Origin of the sequence: Streptomyces sp. S07_1.15, assembly GCF_020739505.1 — a bacterium.
GTDB lineage: Bacteria > Actinomycetota > Actinomycetes > Streptomycetales > Streptomycetaceae > Streptomyces > Streptomyces xinghaiensis.
Window position 1 is genome coordinate 3,325,529 of the sequence record NZ_JAJBZK010000001.1, and the last position, 16,455, is coordinate 3,341,983.

13 protein-coding genes and 1 pseudogene are annotated in these 16,455 nt (G+C 68.7%); 3 read left to right on the top strand and 11 right to left on the bottom strand.

Annotation, left to right across the window (positions count from 1 at the left end):
* The first annotated feature begins 29 nt into the window (after nucleotides 1-29).
* Nucleotides 30-2,471: a DEAD/DEAH box helicase gene (locus tag LIX60_RS14210; protein WP_227958734.1), complete on the top strand. Its 2,442-nt coding sequence runs from the start codon at nucleotides 30-32 to the stop codon at nucleotides 2,469-2,471.
* Nucleotides 2,472-2,593: 122 nt separating this feature from the next.
* Here LIX60_RS14210 and LIX60_RS14215 read toward each other — a convergent pair whose 3' ends face one another.
* The 6 genes and pseudogenes from LIX60_RS14215 to LIX60_RS14240 form a co-directional block, all read right to left on the bottom strand.
* Entirely contained in the window at nucleotides 2,594-2,962 is a 369-nt protein-coding gene (locus LIX60_RS14215) for an Rv3654c family TadE-like protein (protein WP_374117857.1), read from the bottom strand.
* Nucleotides 2,963-3,015: 53 nt separating this feature from the next.
* Nucleotides 3,016-3,474: a TadE family type IV pilus minor pilin gene (locus LIX60_RS14220; RefSeq protein ID WP_227958736.1), complete on the bottom strand. Its 459-nt coding sequence runs from the start codon at nucleotides 3,472-3,474 to the stop codon at nucleotides 3,016-3,018.
* Nucleotides 3,461-3,658, bottom strand: coding sequence for a DUF4244 domain-containing protein (locus tag LIX60_RS14225; protein ID WP_227958737.1), 198 nt, complete (start codon nucleotides 3,656-3,658; stop codon nucleotides 3,461-3,463). The genes LIX60_RS14220 and LIX60_RS14225 overlap by 14 nt, the downstream gene beginning before the upstream one ends.
* 110 nt (nucleotides 3,659-3,768) lie before the next feature.
* The gene (locus LIX60_RS14230; protein ID WP_227958738.1) at nucleotides 3,769-4,605 is read right to left on the bottom strand and encodes a type II secretion system F family protein; all 837 of its coding nucleotides are present in this window, start codon (nucleotides 4,603-4,605) and stop codon (nucleotides 3,769-3,771) included.
* Nucleotides 4,602-5,492, bottom strand: a complete 891-nt coding sequence (locus tag LIX60_RS14235; RefSeq protein WP_308101311.1) for a type II secretion system F family protein — start codon at nucleotides 5,490-5,492, stop codon at nucleotides 4,602-4,604. The genes LIX60_RS14230 and LIX60_RS14235 overlap by 4 nt, the downstream gene beginning before the upstream one ends.
* 134 nt (nucleotides 5,493-5,626) lie before the next feature.
* Nucleotides 5,627-6,085: pseudogene (locus tag LIX60_RS14240) on the bottom strand (ATPase, T2SS/T4P/T4SS family); the annotation flags it as partial.
* Between the two features lie 537 nt (nucleotides 6,086-6,622).
* On the opposite strand from LIX60_RS14240, the gene LIX60_RS14245 reads away from it, so the two are divergent.
* Complete coding sequence (locus tag LIX60_RS14245; protein WP_227958739.1) at nucleotides 6,623-7,978, top strand: hypothetical protein; 1,356 nt, start codon at nucleotides 6,623-6,625, stop codon at nucleotides 7,976-7,978.
* Nucleotides 7,944-9,137 (top strand): hypothetical protein, encoded by a 1,194-nt coding sequence (locus LIX60_RS14250; RefSeq protein WP_227958740.1) that lies wholly within the window; start codon nucleotides 7,944-7,946, stop codon nucleotides 9,135-9,137. The genes LIX60_RS14245 and LIX60_RS14250 overlap by 35 nt, the downstream gene beginning before the upstream one ends.
* A 165-nt stretch (nucleotides 9,138-9,302) precedes the next feature.
* Here the strand turns inward: LIX60_RS14250 and LIX60_RS14255 are convergent, their stop codons facing one another.
* From LIX60_RS14255 to LIX60_RS14275, 5 genes are all read right to left on the bottom strand, one after another.
* Complete coding sequence (locus LIX60_RS14255) at nucleotides 9,303-10,031, bottom strand: hypothetical protein (RefSeq protein ID WP_227958741.1); 729 nt, start codon at nucleotides 10,029-10,031, stop codon at nucleotides 9,303-9,305.
* Between the two features lie 183 nt (nucleotides 10,032-10,214).
* Nucleotides 10,215-10,643, bottom strand: coding sequence for a hypothetical protein (locus LIX60_RS14260; protein WP_227958742.1), 429 nt, complete (start codon nucleotides 10,641-10,643; stop codon nucleotides 10,215-10,217).
* Nucleotides 10,643-13,015 (bottom strand): hypothetical protein, encoded by a 2,373-nt coding sequence (locus LIX60_RS14265; RefSeq protein WP_227958743.1) that lies wholly within the window; start codon nucleotides 13,013-13,015, stop codon nucleotides 10,643-10,645. Before LIX60_RS14265 ends, LIX60_RS14260 begins: the two co-directional genes overlap by 1 nt.
* Nucleotides 13,012-14,988 carry a hypothetical protein gene (locus LIX60_RS14270; protein ID WP_227958744.1) on the bottom strand — a complete coding sequence of 659 codons (1,977 nt, stop codon included), beginning with the start codon at nucleotides 14,986-14,988 and terminating at the stop codon, nucleotides 13,012-13,014. Before LIX60_RS14270 ends, LIX60_RS14265 begins: the two co-directional genes overlap by 4 nt.
* On the bottom strand, nucleotides 14,988-16,445 hold the full coding sequence (locus tag LIX60_RS14275; protein ID WP_227958745.1) for a site-specific integrase: 1,458 nt from the start codon (nucleotides 16,443-16,445) through the stop codon (nucleotides 14,988-14,990). The genes LIX60_RS14270 and LIX60_RS14275 overlap by 1 nt, the downstream gene beginning before the upstream one ends.
* Between the last annotated feature and the right edge of the window lie 10 nt (nucleotides 16,446-16,455).

Below are 16,455 nucleotides of genomic sequence, written 5' to 3' on the forward strand. Positions count from 1 at the left end.
CGGTCGCCCCCCATGGATCGGCAGCCGCGATGGCATTCAATCACTTACCGGCAGGCGCGCACGACGCCTTGAGCCCATTCTTCATCAGGCCAGTGACACACTCGGTGCCGATGGCCGACGACCAACTCCCGCAGTCTGCGGGCACGCGCCCCGCCCCACGGGCGGTACTCGGCCTGCTCGCCGGCACGGCGGACCGGGCTGCACGCGTCACTCATACGGAGCACTTGCCCCCGCGCGTGGGCCGCCATGCGGACTGGCCGCGGGGGATCCGGGAAGAAGTCGTGGAAGCGCTCCGGAGCGCCGGAATGGAGCGGCCGTGGGAGCACCAGGCGCGGGTCGCCGGACACGCCCTGCGCGGTGAGTCGGTGATCGTGGCCACCGGTACCGCCTCCGGGAAGTCCCTCTCGTATCTCACACCGGTTCTCAGCTCCCTCCTGGACGGTTCCGAGGCACCGAACGGACGGGGGGCGACGGCGCTGTACCTCGCGCCGACGAAGGCGCTCGCCGCTGACCAGCGCCGGGCCGTGGGCGAACTCGCCGCTCCCCTGGGCCGGGCCGTGCGCCCCGCGGTGTACGACGGTGACACCCCGGTGGAGGAGCGCGAGTGGGTGCGCCAGTACGCCAACTACGTGCTGACCAACCCGGACATGCTGCACCGGGGCATCCTCCCCGCTCATCCGCGCTGGGCCTCCTTTCTGCGGGCGCTGCGCCATGTCGTCATCGACGAGGCCCACACCTATCGCGGGGTCTTCGGCTCGCATGTCGCGCAGGTGCTGCGCCGGCTCCGCCGGGTCTGTGCCCGCTACGGCTCCGACCCGGTGTTCCTGCTCGCCTCCGCCACCTCCGCCGAACCCGCGCTGGCCGCCGGCCGGCTGACCGGCCTGCCGGTCGCCCAGGTCACCGAGGACGCCTCGCCCCGGGGAGAGCTCGTCTTCGCCCTCTGGGAGCCCCCGCTGACGGAACTGCACGGCGAACACGGTGCGCCGGTCCGGCGCACCGCCACCGCGGAGACCGCCGACCTGCTGACCGACCTGGTCGTCCGGGGCGTGCGTACCGTCGCCTTCGTACGGTCCCGGCGCGGCGCGGAGCTGATCTCCGTGATCGCGCAGGAGCGGCTGGCCGCCGTGGACCGGTCGCTTCCCGGGCGTGTCGCGGCCTATCGCGGCGGTTATCTGCCGCAGGAGCGCCGTGCCCTGGAGGCCGCCCTGCACCGGGGGGACCTGCTGGGGCTCTCCGCCACCAACGCCCTGGAACTCGGTGTGGACATCGCGGGGCTCGACGCCGTCGTGATCGCCGGCTACCCCGGCACCCGCGCCTCGCTGTGGCAGCAGGCAGGCCGGGCGGGCCGCGCCGGGCAGGGCGCTCTCGCGGTCCTGGTCGCCCGGGACGACCCGCTGGACACCTTTCTGGTGCACCACCCCGAGGCACTCTTCCGGCAGCCCGTGGAATCGACCGTCCTCGATCCGGACAACCCGTATGTCCTCGCCCCCCATCTCTGCGCCGCGGCGGCCGAACTCCCGCTCACCGCGGCGGACATGGAGCTGTTCGGCCCCGCCGCGCCCGATCTCGTCCCGCAGCTGGAGCGCCGCAAGCTGCTGCGCCGGCGGGCCACCGCCTGGCACTGGACCCGCCGGGAGCGGGCGGCCGACCTCGCGGACATCCGCGGTGAGGGCGGCACCCCCGTCCAGGTCGTCGAGGCCGCGACGGGCCGCCTGCTGGGCACCGTGGACGCCTCCTCCGCCCACACCGCCGTCCACGACGGTGCCGTCCACCTCCACCAGGGCCGCACCTACCTCGTCAAGCGGCTGGACCTCGAGGACTCCGTGGCCCTGGTCGAGGAGGCGGACCCGCCCTACTCGACCACCGCGCGGGACACCACGGCCGTCACCGTCCTCGACACCACCACCGAGGTGCCCTGGGGGGGCTCCCGGCTGTGCTTCGGTTCGGTCGAGGTCACCCACCAGGTCGTCTCCTTCCTCCGCCGCAAGCTCATCACCGGGGAGGTGCTGGGCGAGTCCAGGCTCGATCTGCCGCCCCGCACCCTGCGGACGCGCGGTGTCTGGTGGACCGTCACGGAGGACCAGCTCGACGCCGCCCGGATCTCCCCGGAGCAGCTCCCGGGTGCGCTGCACGCCGCGGAGCACGCCTCGATCGGCATGCTGCCGCTCTTCGCCACCTGCGACCGGTGGGACATCGGCGGTGTCTCCGTGCCTCTGCACCCCGACACCCTGCTGCCGACCGTCTTCGTCTACGACGGCCACCACGGCGGCGCGGGCTTCGCCGAGCGCGCCTTCCACACCGCCCGGCGCTGGCTGACGGCCACCCGGGAGGCCATCGCGTCCTGCGAGTGCGAGTCGGGCTGCCCGTCCTGCGTCCAGTCGCCGAAATGCGGCAACGGGAACGACCCTCTGGACAAGAACGCCGCCGTCCGGCTGCTCTCCGTTCTCCTGGCCGGAGCCCCCGCGGAGTGACGGCCGGGGCCGCCCGGGCCCCGCCGTCCCCGGCGCGCGGACGCTGCCGTGCCCGCCGTCGGGCGCTGTGCCGGGGCCTTGCCGCTCGTCGTGCAGGCCGTCGTGCCGGGTGCCGTCCCGGGTCATCCCCCGCCTGAACCGGGTATCCGTTCCCGGGGACGGCCGGGGCCGTCCCTCTCCGGGTCCGCGCCTCCCACCGGGTGGTCCGCCGGACCCGCGCGGGCCCGGACCCGGGACGCGAACGGTCCGGTAGCGGCCTCGGCGGTCACGTCCGAGACCTCACCGCGCACCACACAGCGGACCAGCCGGACTCCCTGAGCCTCGGCGACCCGCCGGGCCAGTCCGCAGGCCGCGTCCTGGCCCGACAGTGCGTGATCGGCCGCCGCCAGGGCCGCGAGGTCCGCGCCGCCGCCCGCCCGGTGGCGGGTGACCACGGCTTGCCCCAGGGCCAGCACGGCCGCGAACACGGCGCACAGAGCCGTGGCCGCCACGGTCGTCCACACCGTGGCCGAGCCCCGGTCCGCATCCGGTGCTCCTCGCGCTCTCACCGTCCGCCCCCGGACTTCTCCGGCGGGCCCGCCGGGTCCACCGGTTCCGCGGCACCACCGTCCGGTGCCGGAGGGCCGGTACCGGACCGACCGGTCTCCGTCTCCTCCGGCGGGCCTGCCACGGACTCGTCCGAGGCGACGGCCTCGGACCGCAGCCGGAGGCCCAGCGGCCCAGGGCCCGGAGCCCGGACCGCGACCGTCACCCGGACCAGCCCGTCACCGCGGCGCAGGCCGATCTCCGCGCCACGGGGTGCGGCCGCGCGGGCCGCTGCCAGCGCGGCTTCCCGGGGTTCCGACCGGGCGGCGGCCCGCGCCCCCGCCCGTGCCGCGTCCACACACCGGATGTGTGCGGACGCGGCCATCTGACCCCAGATCAGGATCATGGCGAACAGTGCCAGCACCGGCAGCGCCACGGCCGCCTCCGCCGTCACATACCCGCGGTCAGAACTGCGCATCGAGCGCCTTTCCGATCACGGACTGCAGGGCGCCCGTGACCGCGTCACTGGTCACCACTTTGTAGAGGACGGCGCCGAAGCCGGCAGCCGCGATGGTGCCGACCGCGTACTCGGCGGTCGTCATACCGGCCTGCGCGTCCTTCCCGCGCAGCGCACGCCTGCGGTCCCACAACCAGGTATCCATGCCCACCCCTTGTCCCGCCCCGCTCCCGGGGCGTCCGTTCATGTGTCGTTCCGTGCCGATACCGCCTGAGCCCCGTTCGTCCGGAGGGGCTCTGGGCCGTGTCCGACAGCTCATCGAGGGCCGCTCAGCAGATCGCTCGCCAGACCGATGAGCACCGGCGCCACCCCGACGGTCAGAAAGGCGGGCAGGAAGCACAGGCCCAGGGGCGCGGTGGCGAGCACCGCCGCCCGCCGCGCCGACGCTGCCGCCGCCCGCGCCCCTCCGGCCCGGCACTCGGCCGCCACCCGAGCCACCGGCTCCACCGCCGACACGCCCGTGACCTGCGCTCGCGCCAGGCACCGGGCCAGCCCGGCCGCCCCGGGCACCTCGGCCAGCCGTCCCCACGCCCCCTCCGGATCTCCGCCCAGGCGCAGTTCGGCGGCCACTCGGTTCAGCCGCTCACCGACCGGCCCGCCGAGCGAACGGCCCACGGCCAGGGCGGCCTCTCGCGGCCCCGCACCCGCCGCCAGGCAGGCCGCCAGCAGATCCGCGGCCAGCGGCAGCCCGGCCGCCTCCGCACTCCGCCGGGCTTCTGGATCGGGTCTTCTCCGGGCCCATCTCCGGACGGCGTATCCGGTCGCGATCCCCGCCGCGCAGCCGACCGCTCCGCCGATGACCGCCACCGAGGCCAGTCCCGCACCGACCACCGGCCACCACTCCCGGGCCGCCCCGGTCCACCGCGCCGTGCGGCCGCGGCCGGAGCGCCGGCGGCCCCGCCAGGACATGCCGTGGCCGGGTGGGCGGCGCAGCGCGGCACCGTCGCGCCCCGGGGCATGGGCCGGGCTCAGCAGCAGGGCCAGCCGCCGCCGGGAGGCCCGGGACCGCGCGCCCCGCAGCACCGCTGCCGCGAAGACCGCCCCACCCGCCAGCGCCACCGCCCACAGGGTGTGGACGAGTTCCGTGTTCACGCCGTCCTCCCGGGTCCGAGTGCGGTGGCCCGGCCCTTGCCCGGGCCGTCGGTATACGCGGTGCCCTCGGCACCCCCGGCGTACCGGCCGTGTGCGGGCCCCGGGGGCTCCATCGCATCCGGCCGCGCCCCGCCGGACCCCTCCGCGGCCCGTACGATCCGCGCCGTCCAGGCCAGTCCGGCCGATTCCAGCGCCACCCCCGTCAGCAGACAGGCCAGGCCGGCCGGTGTGTGCAGCAGCACGCGGAGCGGATCCGCGCCGAGCAGGCCGCCCATCAGCAACCCGAAGGCGGGCAGCAGGGCCAGCAGAAGCGCGGTGGATCTCGTCCCCTCCAGTTGAGCGCGGAGGTCCTCCCGCTGCTCCCCTTCGGCTCGCAGGGCGGCCGCCACCCGGTCGAGCCCGCCCGCGAGCCCGGCCCCGGTGTCGGCCGCCGCCTGCCAGCAGGCCGCGACCCCGGCCAAGCCCTCCGCGCCCGGCCATCGGGCGGCCTGCCGCAGGGCTCCGGGCACGTCGCCGCCGAACCGGGCCGCGGCCGCCACCGAGGCCTGGGAGGGCCCCGGCCGGACCGGCGCGGCCAGCAGCGCCTCGGCCGGTTGCCGGCCGGCCCGCAACTCCCCGGCCATCACCGCGCACCACTCGATGACCTCCTTGGCACGCCGTTCCGCCGCCCGCCTCCCGTCCCGCCGCCGCAGCCGACGGCGCACCAGCGGTACGGCCCCGAGAGCCGCGAGCGGTGGGAGCGGCGAATTCCCGAACCAGCCGATCAGGAACCCGGCCGGCAGACACAGCCACTCCTGGCCGAGCCGGGGCCGTGTCCGCTCCCACCAAGCCCGGGCTGCGGCCGGCCATCGCGCGTACCGGCGGAGTCCGCCGTCCCCGTGGGCCACCGGGCGCGCTCCGGGCAACAGCAGCCGTGCGCGCTGTCGTTGCCCCCGCCGCCCCGCCGACAGCCACACGGCCAAACCCACGCACAGCAGAGCCGCGCAAGCCGTCATCTGGGCGGCGGGCCCCGTCACCCCGGTCACCACGTGCCTCCCTCCTCCGGGCTTGCGCCGGCGGGCACGGCCAGCAGCCGGTCCAGCCGCCGCCATCCGGGACCGAGCACGGGCTCACCGCCGGCCGTACCCCAGACCGCCGCCGGGACCGTGGTGACGAGGCCGGTGCCGTCCCGCTCCAGCACATGCATCTCGGCGATCCGGCGCAGACCCGTCCGCCGGTCCCGCACCAGATGGATGAGCACCGACAGGGCGGCCGCCAACTGGCTGTGCAGCGCCGCGCGGTCGAGCCCCGCGGTGGAGCCGAGAGCCTCCAGCCGGGCGGGGACATCGGCGGCGGCGTTGGCGTGCACCGTGCCGCAACCGCTGTGACCGGTGTTCAGCGCGGCGAGCAGATCGGTCACCTCCGGACCGCGGACCTCCCCGACGACCAGCCGGTCGGGCCGCATGCGCAGGGCCTGCCGCACCAGATCCCGCAGGGTGACCCGGCGGGACTTAGGAACAGTTCGGCTGTCTCAGCTCGCCTGGTGTCTAATCAGGGCTCGTGCGCAAATCCACCACCGACCCCACTCTTCTGCATTGAGATGTCTCACGAAGCGTTACCACTCCGTTACCTTTCTGGCTGACACCAAGCTGCCCAGCCACAGTCGACACGAGGGCACCACCACAGGCCACCGACCGACCGCCATGCTGCAGCAGAGCCGCAACTGCGGCTGCCCTGGCATGGCACCCATCCCGAGTCCGGGAGTTGCTTGGGATGACAGAGCAGGCAAGACCGGTGTTGCGCCCGATCTGAGCGATAGCGGATCAAGCAAAGTTCCGCGCCCCCACGAGACCGCCCAATGGCCTGCCATCGCGGACCAGCCTCCGCGAGCCAACCGCCTGCGGCCCAGGTCCGCCCCCTACTGGGGCAGCTGGACAGGCCCCTGGGCCTCCAGCTGAACCACATCCCTGAATGTGACTGACAGTACTTTCACGCATACTCTACGATGATCGCACATGGGTGCATCGAGGGAGCTGACTTGTCGATCTCAAACTCAGGAAACGTGAGTCCGGATGCGTCTCAGCGTCGCTTGGGGCGAGCCGTACTATTCCTGCAACAGCAGGCGCCACTAATTACGAATAATGTAGTCAGGGCGGATATTGAAACTCTCCTCCTGACTGGCTCAGCGATGGACCTGGCCTCACGCCTCAAGGGTTTCGGCAGAATTGACCGACCTGAACTCGTTCGTCAATTCGCGCGCCAATCGGGCGTGCCCGAGCGGCAGCTCCACAGTCAAGTACTCCCCGTACTAAAGCAAGCCGATGTCATCGACTACAAGGTCGATGTTGACGGCGGACTGACCCACCTCGAAGAATTTGTCGGTGTCACGGGTAACATCATCGCCCAAACTTTTCGCGTGCTTGATAGGCTCGGCCCCACGAACGCTGAGCTAGCGCTCCTCCATAGCATTGAAATTGCGTCTTGGGCACCACTGACTCAAGCACAACACTTGGACCAAATCACCAGGAGAGGGCTCACAGAGAGTGAGGCTCAAGAAGGTCTGAAGTATTCGCTTGCGATCTCTATCAATCAACGCATCTCCTCGACCGACCTCAATGAGCAGGTGGTCTTCAACCCGCACGTATGGGGCACGGGCCAAGTGTCGATCGCAAAATTCCTTCGCGACCTTCCACCGAACGAGCGGGACGCCTTGCTCGGGATTTGCGAAGGAGCTACGAAACGCCCTGGATCCACCATCGAGCGCCTAGGCGGTGATGCGAGCATCGTGAAGAGCGCACGAAAGGTCGGCCTAATCCAGGCAGCCACCGTAAAGTCGAGCACGGGTGGCAGGAACCTGAGTCAGACTTACGTTTTCTCACCTCTGATTCAAACTGAAGACGATCAGGCAACCACCACCGAGGCCCTCCATTTTCGCAAGCTGTTCTTGGCTCACATCCTTTTCGGAAAGGAGAAGGCACAAGCCGGTTACGGAAGGATTATCAGTCCTGTCGCTCTCGTCTCGAAGTTGCTTCGGACTGGCGCGGTCGGCCCGGCAACGAACATCGGAACCGACTACCACATGTTGGAGGCGGCCGGAGTTGTCCAAGTGCAAGATAGCTCTGGGGGACGTGCCTTCCTTAAGCTGATCAAGGAAGATATCGTGCGTGATGGGTTGGATTGGCTTAATGCAAGCCTCGGAAACACGCCAACGGGCGCCGGCAGTGCCGATGTGCTCAAGCTGGAGAATGTTCCGGGAACTTTCGTTAACCCCGAACGTGACCGCTCGACGCTGTCCGATGATGGCGCGAGTCATGAGATCGTGAGTTCAGCGGTCTTGGAGCTACGGAAGGAAGCCCAGCGTGCAGTCACGCACCAGAGCCCGTTCGGCCGGTAGCACGAGCAACTCCGGAGACCGGCTGAATCCCGGTGATGAACTTGAGGCAAGGGTCGCCCAGTTGTGGTTCTGGGAGGGTTTTTACTCTCGACGCGGTGTCAATCTTGAGAGGCACTACCAAGAACCCCTCACGATCACCGACGTGGATCTCTTCGCCTTCGACTTCAGTCCACAACTCGCATTGACTAAGTACATCGGTGAAGTCAAGTCCGGTACTGGCAAGAGTGCCGCTAAGCCGCTCGACCGCATCATCTGGCTCCGGGGGCTTAAGGAGCTCATCGGAGCGGATGCAGCGGAACTGACCATCGCAAGCCGCGTGTCCGATAAGGTCCGCTCCCTTGGGCGAAGTCTGGGCGTTTCCGCTCAACACGTACAGGACTTTGAGCGCCGGGAGAGCGACGCAGTTGGGCCACTCGCCGATTTGGGTGCCCACGGAGTCAGTTCGTTTGTCCTTGAGAAAAAGGTCCAAGCTACCTGCAAGCGCCAGGAAGACCTTGAGAGGGCCTTCTGGTTCCTGCGGGGGGAAGTCTTCTTCCTCGAACCTTTTCTGGCGATCAAACAGTTGGTTGAGTTGCTTCGACGGGTGAGTCAACTATGGACCCCCCGTATGCAGGATGACGAGTCCCAGGCAGTGAGATGGCTCGCTGCGGAAGCTGTCAGCCTGCTGACACTGAACCTCGTGGCCGCAGCCGGTACCGCTGTCACCCTCAGTAGAGAGAGCTGGGATGCTCTCGCGGCTGAAAGGATGGCAGAGGGTGCCGTTCCAATGCATCAAATGCGGCGGCTCTCAGATTCCATCGACAAGTTTGTCGCTGGCATCCTAACGACTGCCAAAGTTGCGCCAGAGATTCGTACTGATGTCATTGGCGCCTTCCTACCGGAGCCTCCCGACTACACAGACTCGCTCGCTGAAACATGCTGGCGAATGAAAAGCGATGCTCCAGTGGCTCGAGCCTTGCCTCGCCAGATGGACCTTCTTCTCTTCGAGAGGTTGGTCCTGCAGCGGGACCTTTCGACCTCCGCGATCTCGCGTATGGGCCTTGACCGAGAGGGAGCCGTGCGGATGAGACGTCTCGTTGCCGCCTTCCTGCGCGGCTGCGAGGCAAGCTTCGATGAGCTAGAAATGGCGCTAACAAAGACAGATAAACCGGCCAGTTGAGTCAGTACGTCTAGGGTCGCCAGGCCCAATTCTCCATGGAGCTCGCGGACGATCGTGTCGGCTGGGGGGTTCCCTGGACATCCTCGCTTGCGGGCGCGAGCCGGCCGTCCGCGAGTTCATCCACCGCTCCCGCACCGGACTCGGAATCGCCGCCTGAGCTGCCGTTCAAGTCTTGGGCGGCTTCTTGGCCAGCGAGGGATGAAGGCCCAGCAGCAGACGCGGCATCTCCCCCCACTTCGGCGTTGGCTGGCCTACATACTCGGCTGCGGCTTCGGCTGTGACCCGGACCACCGAGGTGAAGAAGTTCCGGCAGTCGATCGCATCGGTCAGCCGCAGTGTCGGGTCGGCCTTCAGCTTGGCGGATGCCTTCGGATCACGGACCGCAGTCAGGATCGGGAGGGCGTGAACGGTCGCATGGCCATGGGCGACATCGTGCCGGATCCGCAGCCACATCCCGATCACGTCAACCACGTGCTGGGGATTGACCTGAACCGAGCCGCTGCCCTGCCCGCCTCGCTGTTTCCATGCCCAACTCGGGTTGGGATTGAACCCTGCCCTCTTCAGCAGTGCGATCGTCTGAGCGGCGTCTGGCGTTGAGAACCTCTCCATCGCGCCGTCGAAGTCCGACTTCCACTGCGTCATCGCCGCGGCCAGGAGAGGTCGATCAAAATCGTCACCCATCTCGGCGAAGATCGCATCCCGTAAGGCCGTGGCCAAGTCCTGGACGAACGCCTGCCAGGCCGCAACGGTCATGACTATGGCGCCGCGGTTGATCGAGGTCTCGGCATCGCGCCGTCCGCGTCCACCGTTTCCTGCGGCCCGATGAGCCTTCTCAAGATTCTTGCAGTGCTTGATCGCGTTCGCGTAGTTGCCCACCGCAGTCTGAACGTCCACCCTCTGCCCCCTCGGAGACCGTTGAGGACCCATCGTCGCGGGCCTCGGCGTATTGAGCACCGCGTTCGGTGTCGCCGCTTGATCACGTTGCCGCATGCTTCCCCCCTCCCTGGGGGAAGCACGGAGGAACGTCCCCGGTCGCGTACGACTCTCTCGTGCGCCACCACGTACGGATCTATGTGCTCAGCCGTCTGTTCGAACGGGATCCGGCTCGGTGGCAGGGGCAGGGAGAGACGCCAGACGGCGACTGGTGCCGAGTTTCCTCTTCAGCGCAAGGTTCTCGTGGTAGAGATTCGCGGCGACTGCGGCCAGCGCGTCCAGCTTGCCCTGGACCTCGGTGACCTGGGCCTTAACCTCCCGCAGCTGCTTGCGGAGCTCCGCGATCGACTCGTCCCGCTGCACTTCGCCGGGGGTCCGCAGGACCGGCCGGGCGACCTTGGCGTCCCATTCAGCCAGGATCTCCTCGGCCCGGTGAACGGACGCGTGGCTGACCTTCGCCTCACGAGCGAGGTTCTCCTTGGTCAGAGCCCCGTTCGTGCGCAGGGGCTCGCCGGCCAGCAGCCGGGCCATGGCTTCGCGTAGTTTCGTGGCGGTCGCGGCGGATACCGGCATCAGAGGTCACCTTCCAGGGTGGCGAATTGTGAGGTGACCGACTGCACCTCGGCGAGACGGATCTCGAGGGACTCACGCCGCGGCGGGGACAACCGCTCCCGACGCAGGGTTTCCTGGAGGTCACCTTCTTCGGCGATCCAGTAGGGAGCGTTCTTCAAGGTCAGCACCGAGTTACGGCACTTGCCGGGCTGGCAGGCGCCGAGTAGGGGCTGCTTGCCCCGTTGCTCTGCCGGCAGCTGGTTCTGGCATTCCGCGGTCGATGCCTGCCACAGACAGTGGTTGATCGTGCCGAAGTGCAGCTGGGTGAACTCGTCCCGTAGCAGGCTGGCCTGCATCCGTTCGTCCGCGATCTGGGCCTGGAGGTGCGGGTCGCTGTCCATGGTCGTGATGACCTTGTCCAGGCCGGCGTGCAGTCGGGCGGCGCCGGGGCCGATGGCGACCGGCTCGCCCTGTCTGCGGGCTTTGAGGAGCTCGACAAGCTTGCGGGCGGCGGCCAGCTCGAGCTGGTTGTCGAACTCCTTGTGCCAGTTCTGATCGATCCTGCCGTAGCCGGCGGTGACCTGGTTGGCCAGGGCCCGGCGTGCGGCGTGCTTGAGCTGTATTCCGAGCGCGATCTCCCCGTCGGGCTGCTGTGCGGTGATGATCGCCATGGTCTTGCGGAACATGTGCGGCCGCACTAGACCCGCGGGGATGGCCTCCAGGCCGGTCCGGTCCAGCGTCTTGTTGATGTTCTCGATGAAGAAGTCGATGTCGCGGAAGGCGTCGAAGCCGGCACGGCCGCGGGTTCCTTCCGGCAGGAACCTGCTGGGCGGGGCCAGGGTGGCGAAGATGTGGCTGTCATGCCAGGACAGTCGTTCGGCGACCGCCACGGCCTGTGCGACGGGCTCGGTGATCCACCACTTGAGGCGGGGCCGGGATTCGTCGTGCTTGACCTTCCGCGAGGCGAGCGCTGGAGAGCCGAAGTACTGGACCACGGAGTCCCGTTCGATCTCCTGCAGTTCGCTGTCACGCATGAGTGTGAGTGCGGCGATGAAGATGTAGCAGGCAGCTCGGACCATCCTCAGGGCGTGCTCGAGATCGCCGTCCTCGATATAGTCGGTGCGGTCCTCGGTGATCGCCTCACGGACCCACTGCTGTCGTTGCCGGGTACGGGCGGTGCCGCTCGTGAAGACGTTGGCCTTGGTCACCGTGTCGAACACGCGGCTTTCCAGGGTCAGCCAGACTGGCTCGTCGGCCGGTCCGTGAGCGCTGGTCTCCCTGCGGACCGGGATGCGGTTGGCCGGGTCGGCCAGCCACTGGCGGACCTGGGTATCGAGGTCGTCAGGTCGCCGGTTGCGGCCACGGACGGGCCGGTTGATATTGCCCAGGGCAGCCCGGCCCTCGGAGGCCGTGATGGGTCGGACCCGGCCAGCGTCGACGAGTCGGTGCACCATCGTCCGCCTCATCTGGTGGCGCTCGGAGTTCCGGCCGGTCTTGAAGACGCCCTGGCTGACGCCGTCTGTCAGCCACAGGCTCAGCGTCGACCACATCACCGTGCCGGCCGGGTATCCGCGGTAGTCCCTGGCGTGGACGGGCACGAGGGTGGCGGGGTCCTGAACCCAGTCGGCGAGTTTCGCGTCGATGTCCTGGGCACGATGGGTTTGGCGCCGCGTCCCAGCAGAGGCCGCCAGGGCTGCGGCCTGCTGGTCGCGGCGTTCAAGGATCTGCGGGGCCATCTCGTCGATGTAGAACCAGCCGGCCCGTAGGAGCGGCCACCAGATGGCCGGGGGGATGGAGGGTGTGGTCAGCTCTCCCGTGTGTGTCCGCTCGGCGACCTCCGCGGCCGACTTCCCCGGCCAGGGGTCCTCGAGCAGGCCACCACCGGTCAGCAGCGGAGCGAAGTCCAGCAGGCGGCGAATGGTGAGGACATCGCTGGCCAGCGTCGATGTCCCGGATGTCAGCGCGTGATGGTCGAGGTAGTTCTGCCAGTCGTCCGCCGCCCAGGCGGCCAGATCGTGCGGCATCTCCTGCTCGACCGCCCATTTGGCGAGGAGCCGCATCTTGTCGCACATGTCCTTGACCGAGGACAGACCCCAGTTCTCTGCCCGGAAGAACAGACCGACATCCCGGAGGATCTTGTGACTGGAGTTGAGCATCCCGAAGGCGATCTCGCGAGTCCGCAGGTTCCAGAGCGGATCCGCGGGGAACGATGCCTGCCAGGCGCTCTTCACCCGGTTCACCGGCCGGCGAAGGCAGTCGCCGGGCCAGTACCCGGTCTGCCCGAAGAGCGGGACATCCACTCCGCGGATGAGGTTGCGGTGGCCGCCCAAGACGGGTGTGCCGTCGGGGATGGTCTGCGAGGGCAGAGCCTGGAAGGCGGCGGCGGTCGTCATCGGTCGTACTCCGTTCGCATTCCGAGCGGCAGATCGAGGCGGAATTTGCCCTCCTCGATCTGCTGGCGGGCATCGGGAAGCTGTTCCGCGCACTCGGCGAACACTTCCTTCAGCGCGGCTTCCTGAACACCCCAGGTGGCCTGCCAGACTGGTGGATTCAGTACCTTGCGCATGTGGGCGATGTGGTCGTCGAGCATCAGGAGCCGGGGTAGCTGCGAGGTGAACACGACCGCGTTCGGGCAGATCATGCACATCGCCGGCGCGACATGGCAGAGCCTGCCTTTGGGTGTGTGCGGGGAGTCTCGGGGATCCCGGCAGTTGACGACACCCATGTCGAGCTCTCCGTGCTGAAGGGCTTTCCCCTGCTCGGCCGAGATGCCCAGCTCAGCGGCCGTCTCCGGCTCCGCAAGCATGGCCTCGGCCCCCTCGGTGACCAGCACGGGCTTGCCCGATTTGATCTTGCTGAAGACTCCGCGCTGAGCCCGGTTTACGGCCCGGCCTGCGAGGACATGTGCGGTCGTGCCGTGCGCGTAGTGGCCTCGGAAGACCTCGATGTGGTGGTCGTCCCCGGCCAGGTCGCTCAGGCTGCCGCCCAGAGCGGCGACCCGTGTGGTCTTCGATGTCTTCCGCAGCCGCCGGACGTCATGCGGCTGGGAGATCTTCGCCGGCTCCCCATCCATGTCCGGATGGGTGGTGATCCAGTCGGTGAACCGGCGCCCGGAGAGCTTGAACATCGCCCGCCCCGCCTCCATGCGCTGGCGATAGTTAGTGGATTCGACGGCTGTGAACAGCCACGGATCGGTCTCGAACGCCTCCCGTGTCATAGTGTTCACCGCGATCAGGCGCCGCAGCAGTCCCGGGACGTCCCAGTTTCCGGCGCCGGGGTAGGCGGACTCACCAGGCGCCTCATCCTCTTCGAGAGTCCGCTCGCTCTCCCTCGGTCCGTCATTGCCGTGCAGATGCGGGCGGACCCGCTGGGCCCGCAGTTTGGTCTGGAGCACCCGGACTCCCTCGTCGCTGAACTCCAGGTCGCCCAGGGCGAGATCGTGCACCTCTTCGGGGGTGACATCGCCCATGGCCAGCAGGAGCAGGACACGGAACGGCTGCAGGTCGAGTTCGCTTGGGAACAGCAGCCCGGTGACCGTGGTCATCACCCCGTACTTCCCGCTGAAGCGGGCCATGTAGAGCGGGTCGGTCACCACGCCCCGCAAGGGCTTCGGCCACCGCTTGAAGTGCGACGGAAAGTGGGCCAGCAGAGCGGGCATGTCGAGCACGCCGTGCCGGGCCGCCCAGACCAGGTTCGGCAGCGACCGCCAGCCCTCGCTTCGTGGGTCCTGCCCCTCGGCGAGCAGGGCCCGGCCAGCGGAGAGCCGCTTCTCAAGGGCCCGAATATCGGCTTGGGCGGCATCCCGCAGGAGCAGACGCTCGTGATTGGCGAACTCGTCCAACGGCTCGCTCGAGCCGCCCCGGAACGTCGGAGGCATCTCCGCCCGCCGCCTCAGACGCTCGGGCACCTTCGTGTCCCGGACCGCCCGGTGACCCACCAGGGTCAGCAATGCCCCAGCCAACTTGTTGGGGCGGTTCGACGTCGGCTTGTAGCGGGGCAGGAGGTCTTCCTCCCACTGGTAGATGACTTCGGCCAAGTCGATCGGTCCTCCGTCGAGACGGGCTTCAGCCGGATCGTCGCCCTCGGCCGCCAGATGCGTGTCGGCGAATGCCAGAAAGCTGCGGATCGCGGAGACGTAGGTGTTACTCGAGGTCAGGCCCGCCTTGTGGTGATAGTCCAGCCAGGCGTCGGCCAGCTGGCCCGCCAGCAGCGAGCACCGGAACTCCGCCGGATCGATCCGGTGGGCCATCCGCTGGTGCCGGTAGACATAGACGAGTTCCCGGACCGCAATCCGTCCGGGCGGAGCTGGCGGCTTCGCGGCAACTGTGGGACGCGGCCGGCTCTTGCGTTCTCCTCGGCGTGGCATCAGGCAGCCCTCCCCGGGACGAGACGGGCCGCGTAGTCAGCGTAGGTGGTGTCCTGAGCGTTCCAGTCCGCGATCGCCCGGGCGACCAGCAGGTTCGTCTTTCGGATGTAGCGCAGGTAGCGCATGGTCGACGCCGCCTGACGATGGCCGAGCAAACGCTGAACCGTCAGCTGCGGCGACGTGCTGATGTGATCGGCCAGGTAGGCCGTGTGGCCGCCCAGGCTGCGCAGATCTGCCTCCTGCTTCGCGACCAGTTCGGTCAGCAACTGGAGCATGAAGATCGCGAATGTGTGGCGCAGATCGTGGATCTTGAATACTCGCGGCACCACCGTCTCGAGCTTGTGCTCCTTACTGATCCGCAGGGCCCGCACATGGGCTTCCTCGAAGATCTGATGCCAGCGTTGCGAGGAGAGCATGCGTCCGCCCCGGCCGACGAACAGCGCCATCGGCTCAAGCCCTCGGTCGCCTTCCATAACCGTGATCCGACGCGTGGCCACGTCCATGTCCTTGATCGTGAAGGTCCGCCGACGGCCGTGCAGGACCCCGCTGAGCTTGCCCTGCCGGGAGTTGATGTCGTCGACAACGAACAACTCCGCCCGGTGACGGTGCAGCGTGCGGGCCGCAGCATGCACGATCTTCGCCCGCTCAGTGCGCCGGTAGAAGTCAATCTCCCGCAACGTGGCGTGCTGGATCTCCACCGTGCGAGGCAGCTTGTACTTGGCCATCGCCCTCAAGTCCACCAGCCCCGCCGAGCCGTCCCGGCGGGGTGGTCCGACCTCAATGTCGAGGAGGGTGCTGAATTCCCGCAGACGCATCCCGGTGGTCACCGCCAGCTCCGCCGCCGCGCTGTTGCGCAACGGCGCCGCCCCCCGGAACGAGCGATCCGCCCGCTCGTCCGGCAGCAAGCCGCGAAGCCCTACCTGCTTCAGGAACCGCCACTGCGAATAGGTCAGGTGCCGGACATCGAGGTCGTTGACGACGGACACGGACAGGGCGTCCTTGCCGTTCTTGCGACGGTGATACGGACGCCGGTCCAGCAGCTTTACGTCCTCGACTGCCCAGTCGTAGAAGTTGTGGATCGCGGCCCGCCGGCGCATCCACGTCGCCGCCGACACCGGTTCCTCCCGGTACTCCATCAGCTCGTCTTTGTACGCGACGAGATCGTCCTCCGTAGCCGACAGCAGGTCCGTCGGCGGATCCAGACCTTCCAGGAAGTCGACCAAGTCCATCAGGTCGTACGCGTAGTCCTGCAGAGAACCCGCATCCAGCCGCTTGGCCAAGTCGAAGAAGCAAGAGGCCAACGGCTCCAGCGGGCGCATGTCCGACCCCAGGAAGAACGGCGTGCCCTCCTTGAGCGCCCCCGCACGGGTCACGTACCCGACCCAGTCCAGATCCACGCCAGCCACGGCACCCGCGTGCCGGCGCACCTTGGCATGCGACACGAAGAAGTACTCCACGAAGCCCTCA